At 74.0% G+C, this 14,614-nt stretch carries 11 protein-coding genes; 1 reads left to right on the top strand and 10 read right to left on the bottom strand.

The features are described 5' to 3' along the window. Positions 1-2: 2 nt before the first annotated feature. From ACFWVC_RS18360 to ACFWVC_RS18330, 7 genes are all read right to left on the bottom strand, one after another. Positions 3-206 (bottom strand): hypothetical protein, encoded by a 204-nt coding sequence (locus ACFWVC_RS18360; protein ID WP_384286417.1) that lies wholly within the window; start codon positions 204-206, stop codon positions 3-5. 77 nt (positions 207-283) lie between these two features. Continuing rightward, a complete protein-coding gene (locus ACFWVC_RS18355) occupies positions 284-4,015 on the bottom strand; it encodes a lipopolysaccharide biosynthesis protein (RefSeq protein ID WP_384286415.1) in 3,732 nt (1,243 codons plus the stop codon). Then, complete coding sequence (locus ACFWVC_RS18350; RefSeq protein WP_384286413.1) at positions 4,008-4,832, bottom strand: polysaccharide deacetylase family protein; 825 nt, start codon at positions 4,830-4,832, stop codon at positions 4,008-4,010. Before ACFWVC_RS18350 ends, ACFWVC_RS18355 begins: the two co-directional genes overlap by 8 nt. A 52-nt stretch (positions 4,833-4,884) precedes the next feature. Then, positions 4,885-5,838, bottom strand: coding sequence for a glycosyltransferase family 2 protein (locus ACFWVC_RS18345; protein ID WP_384286411.1), 954 nt, complete (start codon positions 5,836-5,838; stop codon positions 4,885-4,887). Beyond that, complete coding sequence (locus tag ACFWVC_RS18340) at positions 5,835-6,632, bottom strand: glycosyltransferase family 2 protein (RefSeq protein ID WP_384286409.1); 798 nt, start codon at positions 6,630-6,632, stop codon at positions 5,835-5,837. Before ACFWVC_RS18340 ends, ACFWVC_RS18345 begins: the two co-directional genes overlap by 4 nt. Positions 6,633-7,112: 480 nt before the next feature. Next, positions 7,113-8,210, bottom strand: a complete 1,098-nt coding sequence (locus tag ACFWVC_RS18335; RefSeq protein ID WP_384286407.1) for a GNAT family N-acetyltransferase — start codon at positions 8,208-8,210, stop codon at positions 7,113-7,115. Position 8,211: 1 nt separating this feature from the next. Beyond that, on the bottom strand, positions 8,212-8,550 hold the full coding sequence (locus ACFWVC_RS18330) for a hypothetical protein (protein WP_384286405.1): 339 nt from the start codon (positions 8,548-8,550) through the stop codon (positions 8,212-8,214). A gap of 408 nt (positions 8,551-8,958) precedes the next feature. On the opposite strand from ACFWVC_RS18330, the gene ACFWVC_RS18325 reads away from it, so the two are divergent. Further along, complete coding sequence (locus ACFWVC_RS18325) at positions 8,959-9,750, top strand: SGNH/GDSL hydrolase family protein (RefSeq protein WP_384286402.1); 792 nt, start codon at positions 8,959-8,961, stop codon at positions 9,748-9,750. A gap of 57 nt (positions 9,751-9,807) precedes the next feature. Here ACFWVC_RS18325 and ACFWVC_RS18320 read toward each other — a convergent pair whose 3' ends face one another. From ACFWVC_RS18320 to ACFWVC_RS18310, 3 genes are all read right to left on the bottom strand, one after another. Then, positions 9,808-11,475: a serine/threonine-protein kinase gene (locus ACFWVC_RS18320; protein ID WP_384286399.1), complete on the bottom strand. Its 1,668-nt coding sequence runs from the start codon at positions 11,473-11,475 to the stop codon at positions 9,808-9,810. A gap of 92 nt (positions 11,476-11,567) precedes the next feature. After that, entirely contained in the window at positions 11,568-13,175 is a 1,608-nt protein-coding gene (locus ACFWVC_RS18315; protein ID WP_384286396.1) for a nickel transporter, read from the bottom strand. Further along, complete coding sequence (locus ACFWVC_RS18310; RefSeq protein WP_384286394.1) at positions 13,172-14,557, bottom strand: tetratricopeptide repeat protein; 1,386 nt, start codon at positions 14,555-14,557, stop codon at positions 13,172-13,174. Before ACFWVC_RS18310 ends, ACFWVC_RS18315 begins: the two co-directional genes overlap by 4 nt. Positions 14,558-14,614 lie beyond the last annotated feature (57 nt).

Raw genomic sequence — 14,614 nt, 5'->3', positions numbered from 1 at the left:
CATCACACGACGTTGCGGACCAGCCACTCGTCGGGGTTGTAGACGTCGCGGTCCGGGTCGTGGACCGTGGCCCGCACCCCGGGGGACGTGTCCTGCGGGCGGACGCGTTCCGGCAGCCGGCCGAAGCGGGCCCGCCGGGCCTGCGCCGCCACGTCCGGGGCCGCTGCCGTGGCCTGCGGGGTCGTCTCGTTCTCGTTGTGCGCCATTGCCCGCACCTCCTTGGTCCTTGGCCCCGGGAACGCCGCGTGGCGACGCGGTGTTCCCGGGGCGCCGAGGCGGGCGGTCAGCTCAGGGTCAGGAACCGGATCGCCGTCGCCGCCAGGAACACCAGCAGCAGTGGTGCGGCCGCCACCAGCGACCAGCGCATACCGCGCCGCCGCCTGGCCTCCGGCAGGACGATCCGGGCCAGCTCGCGGGCGCCGAGCAGCACCAGCAGCGAGACCGCGGCGAGCACACCCACCGCCGTCCAGGTGTTCCATGTCACAACGGGGAAGACCCGCCCGGGCCGCGGTTCCTCCGCCGCCCGGTCCGCCGGCTGCTCGCGCAGCTCGTAGACGGTCGCGTCCTCGTTGCGCAGCACCGGCCGCAGCTCGGTGCGCGCGTCGAGGGAGCGCATCAGCCTGTCGGGCCAGGTCCGGGAGAATCCGGCGTCCAGCTGCAGATAGGCGTCCTGACCGCGCGAGACCATCAGGTACGAGTTCGGCCCCTCGTCCTGGAGCGCCTCGACCAGTGGATCGACCAGCACCGGATCGCGCGGGGCGAGGACCGGCACATACGTCACCCGCTCCATGTCCCGCGCGTTCCAGGGCAGGCTCGGCGTCACGTCGTTCACCGGGTCGGTGCTGAGCCACACCAGGCGGGCGGTCGGCTTGTCGTGCGCGTACACGTACTCCATCGCCGCGACCTCGCCGGTGCGGACCCGCTCGAACGGCTCGTTGCCCCAGCGGGCCACCAGGAAGCCCGCCATCAGCACCCAGCCGGCCAGCAGCGCCGCGGCCGGCCCGCGCCACCCGCGGTCCGAGGAGGTCCGGGGGAAGAACGCGAGCGCGCCCAGCACGGCGGCCCCCGGCAGGGCGAACAGGAACACGCGCAGGGCCATCTCGCCGCCGTAGGACTGCATGCCGAAGCCCAGGAACGGCACGACCAGCAGCACCAGGAGCGCCAGGTCGTTGATCCCGGACCAGCGGCGGCGCAGCCAGCCGGCGGCCGCGAGCGCCATGACGCCGCCCGCCAGGGCGATCCGCACATACAGCACCAGCTTGTGCACCGTGCTGCCGCCCTCGATGCGGCCGGAGACGCTGGAGGACACATTGCCGCCGAGCGAGCCCATGCCGCCGAACAGCTCGTCGAAGTGGCCCGACCAGTACGGCTCGGCCAGGTAGCAGATCCACCCGATCAGCAGCACCCCGCACAGCAGCGGCAGCCCGAGCGGCGTCGACCGCCGGACGAGCACGAGCACGGCCAGCACGCCCAGCATCACGAAGGGGGTGAGCTGGTGGCTCACCACCGACGCCGCGAACAGCGCCACCAGCAGGGCCAGCAGCACCGCCCGGTCGGTCCGGCCCGTCGGGGGCACCTCGGCCTCACCGGGCAGCAGCTTGCCGCGCGGCGCCTCCGGGGCCCGGAACCAGACCAGGAGCACCGCCGCGAAGAGCAGGTAGATCAGGTAGTTGAGGGACTGCGGGGAGAAGTAGTCCTGCCCCACCCAGCCGCACAGCGCGAACAGCCACACCGCGCACCACTTCGCCCGCCACCCGGCGCGCACGGCGCGCAGCAGCAGCATCAGCGGCGCCAGGTACAGCAGTTCCACGGCCGGCGGCCACCAGCGCAGTACCTCGGTGAGATCCGTGAGCCCGATGGCGCGGGTGACGAAGGTGACCGCGGCGAAGAAGCCGGGCCAGGAGAAGCGGGCGTCCATGTCGGGCGCGGCGTCCCCGGTCCGGCCGATGTAGTCGATGAAGCCCGCGTGCTGCCACGCGGTGGCGAACCGCGGTTGCTCCTCCAGCACGGCGGGCACGGCGTGCAGGGACACCACCGTCGCCAGCAGGACCGCCAGCAGCAGCCACCGGCGTGGCGCGCGCAGCCACAGGCCGGCCGCGAAGGCGACCACCAGCAGGGCCGCCCCGGCGAGCGTCGCCGCGGGGAGGACGGAGATCAGGCCGAGGCCGTTCATCGCGTCGAGCGAGGCGTCGTCCATGCCGGTCAGCGGCAGCCAGTACAGGGCCAGCGCACACAGCAGCAGTCCCCAGACGCCGAGTTCGAGGAGGCGGGCCCGGCGGCCGGTGGCCTTCTCGGGTGGCGCGGGTGCCTCGGCAGGCGGCGGTGTCGATGGTGTGGCTGGTGCGGGCGGTGTCGCCGATGTCGCCGGGGCCAGGGACTTCTCGGCGCGCGGCGACGGCAGTTCCGGGATCGCGGTCCCCTGCGGCGGCGTCACGAAGGGGCGCCGCTCGGGGTGGTCGAAGTCCAGGTGGACGCCGAGCTGGAGGGTGTCGCTGTCCAGCGCGGCGGCGCGCGCCCAGCGCGTGCCGTAGACGATCTCCAGGTCCTCGCCGGCCGCGGCCGTCCGCTCGGGCTCCGGCTCCGCCTCGGCAGCCTCCGCCGGCGGCGCGGCGGGTGGCTGTGCGGGAGCCGCGGGCGCGGTGACCAGCCGCCGCAGCCCGACGACGGCGACCACCGCGATCACCAGCAGGCTGCCCAGTTCGGCCCAGCCGGCCCCGGTGATGCCCAGCGGCCCGAGCAGCGCGAGGGTGAGCGCGAGCACCAGCAGGCACAGCAGGCCCTGGAGGAAGGCCAGCAGCCCGGTGCGGCTCTGCGCCCGCAGGATGCCGAAGTAGACCTCGATCAGCACCCGGGTCAGGGAGCACAGGGCCAGCAGGCGCAGCAGCGGCGCGCCCTCCTGCGCGTAGCCGTCCCCGAAGACGCCGAGGATCTGCGGTGCGAAGACGCCCATGAAGAGCGTGATCGGCACCATGATCTTGGCCATCCGGCGCAGCGCCGCCCGGCAGTTCTCGGCGATCCGGCCCGGGTCGTGGGCGCCCTCGACGGTCAGCGAGGACCCCATGTTGATCGCCAGCAGGTCGATCGTGCCGCCGATCGTCATGGTGATGTAGAAGTACGCGTTGTCCGCGGAGGAGATCTGCGAGGCGACGAGGACCGGGACGAGGTACACCACGGCGAGCGCGAAGAACGAGCCGGTGGCGTCACCGGCGACGAAGCGGCCCATCTGACGGGCCGACGGCGGTTCGGCCGTCTCCGGCGTGGCCTTGGCGTGCCGGGGCGCGAGCCGGCGGAAGACCAGCCAGCCCAGCGGTATCACCGACAGGCCGATGGCCGCGACCCAGGACACGAACACACCGGCCGTCGGCACCGCCGCCGCGATGCCCACCAGCAGCGCCAGTTTCGCCGCCGAGAAGACGGTGTTGCCGACCGGCACCCACACTGCCTTGCGCAGCCCGGTCAGCACCCCGTCCTGCAAGGTCAGCAGCGACCAGCCGACGACCGCCGCGATGAAGCCGAGGCCGTTGGCCGTGCCGTGCAGGAAGCGGTACGAGGGGCCCCAGAAGTCCAGGGTGAACAGGAAGACCGCCGCCGCGAAGGCCACGATCGCCGAACTCCCTGCGTACGTACCGAAGATCAGGCGCCCGGTGCGCCGGCCGGACACCGGGATGAAGCGCGCGAGTGCCCCGGTGAGGGTCACCGCGGTCAGGCCCGCGAGGAACTTCATGGCGGCGATGGCCGCCGAGCCCTGGCCGACCGCGTCCTCGCTGTAGTAGCGGGCCGCGACCAGCCAGTAGCCCAGGCCCAGGACCGCGGAGACACCGGTGTTGAGCATCAGCGCGTAGGCGTTGCGGAACAGCTGGTTCCCGCCGCGCTTGGCGGCGCCGGACGCGGCCGAGGGATCGCCCGCCGCCGCGACGGCGGGCGCCTCCCCGGGAGCCGGTTCCCCGGTTGTGGCCGAGGCCGAGGCCGGGGTCGTGGTCGTGGGGGTGGTTGACGTGGTGGTCGCCTCAGACACCGCTCTCGCGCACCTTCCGCACACCTCTGCGGGCTCTGCGCACCAGGGAGTACCCCTGGGTCAGGACCCGGTCACCGGCGAAGTTGCGGGCGATGGCGCGCCCCTCGACCAGCCGCTCGAACTCCTCGATCCCCGTGTTGCGGCGGACCGTCACCCGGGCCAGCGCGTAGGGGCTCTGGCGACGCGGGTCGGCCAGGGCGTTGCCCACGGCGAGCGCGGAGCCGTAGCCGGCCGTGCGCACGGCCTGCCGCACCCGGCGGGTGGAGTAGCCGTACGGGTAGGCGAAGGAGGCCGGTGGCGCGCCCAGTTCGTCGTGGAGGATCTCCCTGCAGCGCAGCAGCTCGAACCAGAGCCGCTTGTCGCCCAGTTGGTCCAGCTGCGGATGGGTGTGACTGTGCCCGCCGATCTCGGTTCCGGCGTCGCGTAGTTCGCGCACCTGATCCCAGTCGAGCATGGTGTCCAGCGCCGCGCCCGGCACCTCGTACTCGCCGCGCAGCCAGCCGGTCGAGACGAAGAGCGTCGAGGCGAAGCCGAGGCCCTTGAGGACGGGGAGGGCGTGCCGGTGCACGCCCTCGTAGCCGTCGTCGAAGGTGATCAGCACCGGGCGGCGCGGCAGCGCCCGCCCCTCCCGCCAGGCGGACGCCAGCGCGGACGTGCCGAGCGGGGTGAAGCCGCGGTCTCCGAGCAGCGCCATCTGCGCGGCGAAGGCCGCCGGGGTCACGGAAAGGCCCCGGGTCGCGCGGGCGGGCGTGTCGGCGACGGCGTGGTACATCAGGATCGGCACGGGGCCGTCCCGCCGTCCGTCTGACTCGGTCATGCGAGGGCACCTCCCGGTGTGCGGTGGACGGACGGCGAAGGAACGGCCGGTCTCACGGCGTGGCCTCCCCCCGGGTGCGCAGTCGGGCGACGGCATACCCGGCCGCCGCGGTCGCCACACCGGTGACGATGGCGCCGGCCCGCCCCGCGCCGCCGGGGCGGCCGCGCAGGGCGTCGCGCAGGCCGCGAGCGGCGCCGGCGGGCAGGACGCGTGTGGCGTACCGGCGTTCGGTCGCCAGGCCCGCCTCGGTGCCGACGCTGCGGGTGACCAGCGCCTTGGACAGGCCCTCGGCGTAGCAGCGGGTGCGGAAGTAGGCGAAGCGCTCCCGGACGGCCGGGACGCGGTGCCAGATCACGGCGCGGTCGTCGATGAGCAGCAGCGTGCCGGGCTTGGCCTGCGCGAGCCGGATGCAGAACTCCGTCTCCTCGCAGCCCAGCGGCCGTTTGTCGCCGTCGCGCCCGATGCCGGTCGCGAAGCCGCCGGCGATGTCGAAGGCGGTGCGGCGGAACGCGGCGTTGCCGCCGAGGACGTTGCGCACCCGGGCCCGGCCGGGCGGCTGGCCCCGGTAGGAGGCGCCCACCACCCAGTCGAACTCCTCGGGGAACCAGCGCGGCCGGTCTCCGGAGGCCCAGACCGGGCGGGTGCGCCCGCCGACGCCCATGACGAGCGGGTCCTCGAAGGCGTCCACGAACCAGTGCAGCCAGTCCCGTTCGGCGACCGCGTCGTCGTCGAGGAAGGCGACGGCCTCGCCGGTGGACGCGGCGATCCCGGTGTTGCGGCCGGCCGACAGGCCGCGCGGCCCGGCGTTGGCGAGCACCCGTACCGGGGTTCCGGCGAAGTGCTCCTCCAGCCGCCCGCGGAGCGCGGGGTTGTGGTCGACGACCAGCAGCACCTCGTGGGCGGCCAGGCTCTGCGCCTCCACCGAGGCCACCGCGGCGAGGATGTCGCCCCAGCGGTCCTCGGTGTAGACGCAGATCACCACGGAGACAGGGGTCCGCGTGGTCACCGCACCTCCTTGCGGCGTGCGGCGCGGCGTTCGTTCTTCTCCTGCACGATGACCTTCAGCACCCGTAAGCCGTCGCGCACCGCGCGCAGGTTGCTGACACCGTGGATGCGCACGTACTCGTGGCTGGGGATCTCCTGCACCTTCAGGCCCGCCGTGACGACTCTGATGTTCATCAGGGTCTCCACCTCGAAGCCGGTGCAGTCCAGCGTGATCTTGTCCAGGCAGTGCCGCCAGAACGCGTTGTAGCCGTAGCACAGATCGGTGTAGCGGGCCCCGAACTTGGCGTTGACCACGGCGCACAGGACGCGGTTGCCGAGCTTGCGGATCGGGGTCATGTCGTCCGTGCCGCCGCCGTTGGCGAAGCGCGAGCCCTTCGCGAAGTCGGCCCCTCCGACAAGGGCCGACACATAGGAGACGATCTCCGACCCGTCAGCCGAGCCGTCGGCGTCCACCATCACGATGATCTCGCCCGTGCAGGCGGCGAAACCGCTGATCAGGGCGTCGCCCTTGCCCTTGCCGGTCTGCGGCACGATCCGGACGTCCGGCCGCAGTCCACGGGCGACCTCGATGGTGTCGTCGGTGGAGTTCCCGTCGACGAGGACCACTTCGTGGATCCACGACGGCAGGGTGGCGAAGACGTGCGGCAGGTTCTGGGCCTCGTTCATGGCCGGGATGACCACGCTGACGAGCGGAGCGATCGCCAAGTGCGACGAGACCGGCGTGAAATGGTCCGGCGCCAGGACCGCGGTTGTCTGTGCGTGCCCGGTGACTGCCGGGCGCAGAGACGAGCTCATGAGTCTGTTTTCCCTCTCGTCCGGTGGGTCGCCCGTCCCGGGCGCCCTCTGGTGTGCCGGTTCGAAAGGGGGGTTGTCTCACCCCGCCCGGGAATCCGCGCATGCAGGGCATGGCGGGGTCCCAACAGCTGGCGGGCCGGGTGAGTGGACATGCGTGACTGGCCGCGCGGCTCGCGGCTCGGCACACACGTCCCGGTGACCGAGCACGGCACCCCCCTACCGCGCCCCGCGATCTTCCTGTCGCGACTGTCTGGCCCTCCCCTTGAGCCGCTTGCATAACAGGTCGATGCGGGTGGATGTACGACGGTATTGACGGTTGGAACTGTATGGCAAGACTCGTGAGAGTGAATACCATTTCATGGATTTGGCGGATAATCGTCCAGTTGAGTCATGGTGAGACCTGATGAGCGGTGATCAGTCCTGATCGGCACTGATCAATCCCCTTGGACCGTATTGATCATTACTGTGACGCAATGTCCGTTATCGTGCACCGGCGCGCAACCGCCCCACACGCTTGAGGAATCGGTCGGCCGGCTCGCGCAGCACGGGATGCGCCGTGACCGCGTTGCGCAGCGCGCGCACCGGCGCACGCCGGGCGCGATGGCCGAGCGCCACCGGGTGCGGCCGGGTCACCCAGCCCTCGGAGACGGTCAGGTCCCGGGTCTTCAGGGACTCCTTGTACTCCTTGTGGCCGCGCCCGAGGTCGAGATGGGCCACCCCGTCGGCCGCCGCCCCCTCCGCCATCCGCAGATGGAGCACGAGCCCCGGCGAGTACTTCGAGAACTGCGGGTCGTACGCCGGGAACCAGCAGGCCAGCACCGCCGGCGTCCGCATCCCGAAGTGGGCGGCGATCGGCCGGTCGCCCGCGTAGAGCACCGACAGCAGGCCGCTGAAGGACTCCTCGCGGGTGTGGAAGAGATGCTCCACCAGGTCGACGATCCAGGGCCGTGCGAAGCGGTCGCTGCGCCCGGTTCTTCGGTACTGCGCCGACTTCCACCCCATCAGCGTGCGCAGCGCGCCGACGTCCCGCTCGTCGTGCACGTAGCGCACCTCGCCGACGTCCCGGCCGAGCTTGCGCTCCTTGGCGAGCGTCGTGCGCACGAACTTGGGCGAGTGGCTGCGAAGATGGCCGAGATACGCCTCGTAGCCGTGTTCGACGTCCATGACGGGTGAGGCGTACGTACCGGTCGCGCCCTCCTCGAAGGGCTTCTGGCCCTCCACCAGGTGATCGAACTCCCAGACGGCCAGCCCGCAGGCGCGCAGCAGCTCCCGCGCGTCCCACTGGAAGCCCGGCCGGTGCACGAGACCCTGGCAGTCCGAGAGCCCGAGCCCGATGGCCCGGCCCACGCCGGCCGCCGAGCGCTGGAACGGGAAGAAGGCGACCGGTTCGCCCTCCTCGCGGACCACCGCGACGCGCACGCCCCGGTGATGGTGGGCCACGGCGAAGGTGAAGCCGGGCGACAGGAAGGGATTGCCGAGCTGCGGGCTGCCCATGGCGACCGCCTGGCTCTGCACGTGTGCCCACGCCGCCCGGTCGGCGGCGGTGAGCTCGCCGGGGCGGTAAACGGTGATGTCCACTTTACGGAGTCCGCCTTCTCTCGGCCCGGCCATAGGAGTGCCGCACGAGCGGCACGAGGAACAGCGCGGCACTCACCGCCGCGACGACGGCGACCCCGCCGCGCACCGACCACATGTGCAGCGCGAGCATGCCCTGCGCCACCAGGAGGTCGATCACGACGGTGCCGCCGGCCGCGACGACCGCCCGGCTGAGCGGGTCGAGGCCGCGCAGCCCGCCGGCGAGTGCCGCGGCGGGTGCGGCGAGCAGGAAGAAGAAGGTGAAGGGTGCCCTGACGGGCGAGGCGATGTCCGCGAGCGCGAGCACCGCGCCTACTCCGCCGACTCCCACGGCGGCGCCCATGAGCAGGGGAAGTGATTCCTTGCCGATCGGGTGACCGGATGCGTTGTCTGTGTGCGGTGGTTGCATTGGCGACTTTGCCCCCCAAAACGCCGGATGCAGATGTTCAATCTCGCTCAATTCGGGCGCGGGCGTCAAGGAAGTGGGGGCCAGAAGCGGCCGCGGTGCCCGGACCGGGTGGCGGGTGGGGCGGAGGTGGACGATTTCCCCCGAACTGCCCGGCGGGGAGCGGCAGTTTGTTCGGCGTGGGGCTGTGTGGGGCTGCCGGGAGTGGCGTGAAGCGGCGTGAGTACCGACGGCCCGTCACGTGGTGGCCGGTCACGGGGAGCGCGGTGCGTACGCGGACACCCCTGGGGGCGGCTTGCGGCGCGGTGCGAAGGATGCGGCGGAGATCCTGCTAAGGGAGGTTCCATGAGACTGTCCCGATTCGTGTCAGCCGCTTCCGCGTTCCTCCTCACCGCCGCACTCGCCCTGACCGGCTCCGGCCCGGCACACGCCGCGGGCCCCGTGTACGTGGCCCTCGGCGACTCCTATGCCGCGGGCGTCGGCTCCGGGAGCTACGACGACTCCCGCGGCGGCTGCTACCGCAGCCTCAGGGCGTACCCGCGCCTGTGGGCCAACGCGCATACTCCGTCCGGGTTCTCTTTCACGGCCTGTTCGGGCGCCGACACCACCGATGTGATCAAACGCCAGCTCGGCCCGCTCAACGCCTCCACGACCCTGGTCAGCATCACCGCCGGCGGCAACGACGCCGGTTTTGTCGGCGTCATGACGACCTGCCTGCTCAACTCGTCCAGCGCCTGCCTGAGGCGGATCGACCGGGCCCGCGACTACATCGAGAATCGGCTCCCGGCCCGCCTGGACGCGCTCTACGACGCCATCGGCTCCCGGGCGCCCGCCGCCCGCGTGGTCGTCGTCGGCTACCCCCACTTCTACAAGCTCGGGACCTCCTGCATCGGCCTCGGCGCCTCCAAGCGCAGGGCCATCAACGACGCCGCCGACCTCCTCGACACCGTCACCGCCAAGCGCGCCGCCGACCACGGCTTCGCCTTCGGCGACGTCCGCGGCACCTTCGCCGGCCACGAGATCTGCGCCGGACCGGCGTGGCTGCACAACCTGACCCTCCCGGTCTACGAGTCGTACCACCCCACCGCTTCCGGTCAGTCCGGCGGCTACCTCCCGGTGTTCACCGCGGCCGTGTGACCCAGGCGGCGCGCACGGCGGAGGGGGCCGGACGTCCGTCCGGCCCCCTGCCCGGGGTCAGGGAGAGGCGGGTGTGCCCGTGGGGGAGGGAGACGGGGTCGCGGTCGGCGCCCGGCAGGTGACGGTGAACGCGACGTGTTCCGACTCCACCGCCACCGGACTCCTGATCTCCACCGCGATCCAGTCCTCGTGCGTGGTGTCGGGCTGGTACGACAGCTCGATGTGCTCGACGGTACGGCTGGTGTCCCCGCCCGCCGGGAAGTCGAGCGTCCGCCATCCGGAGTCCCCGCCGGTCCCGCTCCCCGTCCGCCAGCGATAGGTGACGGTCGCGGGGGTCCGATCCACCGTCACGACCGCGGAGAAGGCCGGCGCCTCGGCCTCCGGCGGCGGGCAGGCGCCCGTGTAGCTGTCCCGCACCGCGCTGACCGAGACATGGACGTTCACCCGGACCGGCGTGTGCGACGTGCCGGACGACGTTCCCGAGCCCGTGCCGTGGCCGCCGGTGGGCGACGCCGAACTCGCGTCGCCGGACGGGGAGGAGGCGGCCGGCGAGGAGGCGTCGTCGTCCGCCGTCACCGCGGGGGAGGTCACGCCGGCGTCGTTGACACCCCCCGTCGTGGCCGTCTGCCCGGAGCCGGCCGAGCCGCCCGTGTCGTCGTTCAGCAGCGCGTAGGCCGCTCCGCCCGCCCCCAGCGCTAGCGCGAGCACTCCTGCGGCCAGGGCGACGAGCGCCCGCCGGGGCCGCCCTGTCGTGGCGGTGTCCTGGGTCTCGTCAGGCGGGGGCGGGGCGAGGGGCGTCGTCCGCACCGGCGTGCGCTCCCGCTCCGGGTCCTCCCGGGCCGGCTGCGGCGCGGTGACCGTCAGGGCCGACTCGGTGGGCGCGTAGGCCGCGGCGACCGGGCCAGGTCCCGCCGGGCGCCCGGACGCCACGGCGTCCAGCTGCCGCTGCGCCTCCGCGGCGGGGAGCCGGGCCGCCGGGTCCTTCTGCAGCAGTCCCGCGATCACCGGCCCGAGCGGGCCCGCCCGCCGGGGCGGCGCCAGCGGCTCGTCCACGACCGCGCGCATCGTGCTCAGCGCGGTGTCGCGCCGGAAGGGCGAACCGCCCTCCACCGCGACGTACAGCAGCACGCCCAGCGACCACAGATCGGACGCCGGGCCGGGCCGGCGCCCCAGGGCGCGCTCCGGCGCGAGGTACTCGGGCGAGCCGACCAGCTCGCCGGTGCGGGTGAGCGCCGAGGTGCCCTCGATCATCGCGATGCCGAAGTCGGTGAGCACCACCCGGCCGTCGTTGCCGATGAGGACGTTGCCGGGCTTGACGTCGCGGTGCAGCACACCGGCGGCGTGCGCCACGCGCAGCGCGGCCAGCACCTTGGACCCGATGTCCGCCGCCCTGCGAAGTGCCATGGGCCCCTCGGCGTCGAGGACGTCGGACAGTGTCAGGCCGCGGATCAGCTCCATGACGATCCACGGGTGGCCGTCCGCCATCGCCACGTCGTAGACCTTGACGACGTTCGGATGCTCCACCCGGGCGGCGGCGCGGCCCTCCTGCTCCAGCCGCGCGTAGAGGCGCTCGGTGTCCCGCTCGTCGAAGCCGGGCGGCGCGATCACCTCCTTGACGGCGACCTCGCGGCCCAGCAGCTCGTCACGGGCGAGCCAGACCACGCCCATGCCGCCGCGGCCGAGTTCGCCGATCAACCGGTAGCGCTCCGCCACGACCCGTGTCATCGGCGGCTCCCCCCTTCGTCGCGCCCGCTGTCCAGCATGACCCAACTTCCCCTCGGACGAACCCTTTCGACGTGAACCTCCCCCCGCCTGCGTCAGCCGAGCGTCGCCGCCGCGCCCCTGAGCACCAGGCCGCAGCCGAGCGCCAGCACCACCGAGGCCGTCGCCAGCGGCACCAGGCGACGCGCCGCCGTCAACGCCCGCCCCCGGAAGAGCCCTTGGCGCAGTGATGCCCTGCCGGCCAGGCGTCCCAGGCGTACGACGGCGAAACCGGCCGCCGTGAGCGTCGCGGCCAGACCCGCGCCGTACGCCAGCACCAGCAGGAAGCCGAACCACGCCTGGCCGAGCGCCGCGGCGCCGACGAGCACGACGACGGCGGAGGGACTGGGGACCAGCCCGCCCGCGAAGCCGAGCAGGATCGTGCCGCGGAGGGTGGGGCGGGCCTCGTGGACGTGCGGGTGCGGGTGGGCTTGCGGTGCGGATGCGGGGGCGGGTCGCTCGGCGGTCAGGACGGCGGTCGCGCCGGCCGCGCCGGCCGTGTGAGGGTGGTGGTGAGGGGTGTGTGCGTGAGGGTGGTCGTGACTGTGGCTGTGCCCGTGGTCGTGGTCATGCCCGTGCCCGTGGCTGTGCCCGTGGGACCGGCCGCGCAGCCGCCACGCCCGGCGCAGCAACGCCGCCCCCGCGAAGGCGACCAGCAGGCCGCTCGCGATGCCGAGCCAGGCGATGACCGAGGGCGCCGCCGCCGAGCCCGTCGTCACCAGCAGCCCGAGCCCGAACACGCCGAGCGTGTGGGTCACCGTCACCGAAGCGCCGAGGGCGAGCATGTCGCGCCGCGACCGGCGGCCGCCCGCTGCCGCCGCCGCGGCCATCAACGTCTTGCCGTGGCCCGGGGCGAGCGCGTGCATCGCGCCCAGCGCCAGCGCCGTGAGCAGGGCCAGCGCGGCGAAACCCGGGGTGAGCGCGTGCCGGGACACCAGCCCGGTGAGCGCCTGGGTCCAGCGGTCCGCACCGCGCGGCAGCACACCGCTCCCCGGCGCGGTGGTCCCGGTGTCCGCCGCGTCGCCCAGTGCCGGACCCCCGGGCGTCACGCGCAGCCGCGCCGACCGCTCGTCGGCGGGGGAGGACAGCAGGTCCCCCGGGTAGGCCGTCAGCCGCCGCGACACCGACGCGCCGGGTACGTCGGCGGCGGCCACGGTCATGCGGTCGCCGCGCGCCGTGATCTCCCGCCAGCCGGGACCGGTGCCGATGTCGGCCGGACGGTACGTCAGCGCGACCGAATCCGCGCGGGGCAGGGGCGCCGTCAGCCGGCACTCCACGCGCAGCGTCGTCAGTCCCGCCTGCCCCGGCCGCACGGCGGCGCTCGCGGCGTCCACCCGGACGGGAGTGTTCCGCCCGTCCGCCGCGGCCCGCGCGCCGTCCGCCGCGGCGTCGCAGCGCGCCCGCGCCCAGGCCGTCAACTCGGGCTTCGCCAGGGTCCCGTCGCCGTCCCGGTCGATGACCGGCGCCGCCTGGGCGGCGGGGATCTCCGCCAGGTCCTCCACGTGGTCGACGCGCAGGGTGCCGGGCGCGACGATCAGCCCGTCGTAGCGGTTGACGGTGAAGTTACCGAGCGGGTGCGCCTGCGCCTGCCCCGCGGGCAGCACCACGAGCGCGGCGGCGGCCGCCGCCACAACGGCTGCCGCGGCCGTCCTGCGCCGGATCATGACGGGCCTCCTTCGATTCCTTCGATGCCTTCGATGCGGGCGAGGGCCGCGCGGGCGGCGGGGGCGCCGGTCGGGGAGAAACCGGGGTTGAGGCGCAGGGCGGCGGCCAGCGCCGTGCGGGCGGCCGATCGCCTGCCGAGGGCGGCCTCGATGACGCCGCGGTGGTAGAGGAAGGCCGCGTTGCGGTAGCCGGGCGCGGAGGAGCGCTCCGCGTACGGCAGGGCCTCCCGGTCGCGGCCGTTGACGTGCAGGGCCCAGGCGAGGGCGTCGGCGGTGTGCACGGTGTGCCGGCGCGCCCATTCGGCGCGGGCCGCGCGCAGCGCCTCGCGCGGGTCGCCGTGGTCGGCGGCGACCAGCGCCGCGTCCAGGTCCGTCGCGACGCCGTTCGCCTTGGCGAGGGCGATCCAGGTGCCGACCACCGCGTACTGCTCCCGGGCCCTGCCCGGCTGCCCGGTCGCCTCGTACAGCTCGCCCAGCTCGGCGAGCTGGGCGGGTAGCGGGTAGCGGCGTACGACCTCGGCCAGGTCACGGGCGGCCCTGGCGCGGTCGCCGCGCGCGGCGTAGGCGCGGCCGCGGCCCTCGAGCGCCGGGAGGTAGCCGGGGGAGGCGCGCAGGGCCGTGGCGTACTGCCGCAGGGCGTCCGCGTACTGCCCCTGGCTCCACGCCAGCTGGCCCAGCGCCGTGGCCACGTAGGCGGTGTCGCCGGGGGTGCTCGCGGAGTCCAGGGCGCGGGTCAGCACGCGGCGGGCGCCCGCCGCGTCGCCGTGCAGCTCACGCACGTACGCGAGGCGGGTGAAGACGGGGATGCCGGGGCGCAGTTTGTCGGCGTGCTCGGCGGCGGCCCGCGCGGTGTCGTAGTGGCCGAGTTCGACCAGGGCGTCCACCCGGACCGCGAGGGCGCGTTCGTTGTAGGGGTTGGTGCGCAGCGCGCGGTCGGCGGCGCCGAGCGCGGTACGGAAGTCGTGGCGGGCGGCGGCGAGTGCGGCCTGCCCGGCGAGCGCGGCGTCGTTGCCGTCGGGGGCGATCCGCAGCGAGCGGGCGAGCGCCTCCTCGGCCTGCGGGTATCGGGTGGGGTCGCCGGAGGTGCGGGCCTGCTCGACGTAGGCCGCTCCGAGCGTCGCCCAGCCGGAGGAGTCCTCCGGCTGGGCGCGCAGGTGTTCCTGCAGCCCCGCGATGCCGCCCGCGAGGTCTCCCGTCGCGAGCCGGTCCAGCGGGGCGTCGCCGGCGGGCGCGGCTGCCGCGGCCGGCCCACCGGCCGCGCCGGTGCGGCCGGAGGAGCCGCCGAGCACCAGCGCACCCGCGGTGAGCGCCAGCGCCAGGCCCAGCGCCAGCGCTGTGTAGAGGAGGGCGGTGCGCAGCCGGCCCAGGGGCGGTGCGTCCATGGCTGCCTGCCTTTCGGGTGGGGTGGGAGCCCCGGCCGGGGCGAGGGGAGTCACGCC

Source organism: Streptomyces sp. NPDC058691 (genome assembly GCF_042714775.1).
GTDB lineage: Bacteria > Actinomycetota > Actinomycetes > Streptomycetales > Streptomycetaceae > Actinacidiphila.
This window is presented reverse-complemented; position numbering and strand designations above follow the sequence as displayed.

Bases quoted from the DNA above. Each gene is read 5' to 3' on its own strand.
- ACFWVC_RS18330 (WP_384286405.1), bottom strand. From the start codon at position 8,550: ATGGGCGCCGCCGTGGGAGTCGGCGGAGTAGGCGCGGTGCTCGCGCTC.
- ACFWVC_RS18310 (WP_384286394.1), bottom strand. From the start codon at position 14,557: ATGGACGCACCGCCCCTGGGCCGGCTGCGCACCGCCCTCCTCTACACA.
- ACFWVC_RS18325 (WP_384286402.1), top strand. From the start codon at position 8,959: ATGAGACTGTCCCGATTCGTGTCAGCCGCTTCCGCGTTCCTCCTCACC.
- ACFWVC_RS18350 (WP_384286413.1), bottom strand. From the start codon at position 4,832: ATGACCGAGTCAGACGGACGGCGGGACGGCCCCGTGCCGATCCTGATG.
- ACFWVC_RS18315 (WP_384286396.1), bottom strand. From the start codon at position 13,175: ATGATCCGGCGCAGGACGGCCGCGGCAGCCGTTGTGGCGGCGGCCGCC.
- ACFWVC_RS18340 (WP_384286409.1), bottom strand. From the start codon at position 6,632: ATGAGCTCGTCTCTGCGCCCGGCAGTCACCGGGCACGCACAGACAACC.
- ACFWVC_RS18320 (WP_384286399.1), bottom strand. From the start codon at position 11,475: ATGACACGGGTCGTGGCGGAGCGCTACCGGTTGATCGGCGAACTCGGC.
- ACFWVC_RS18360 (WP_384286417.1), bottom strand. From the start codon at position 206: ATGGCGCACAACGAGAACGAGACGACCCCGCAGGCCACGGCAGCGGCC.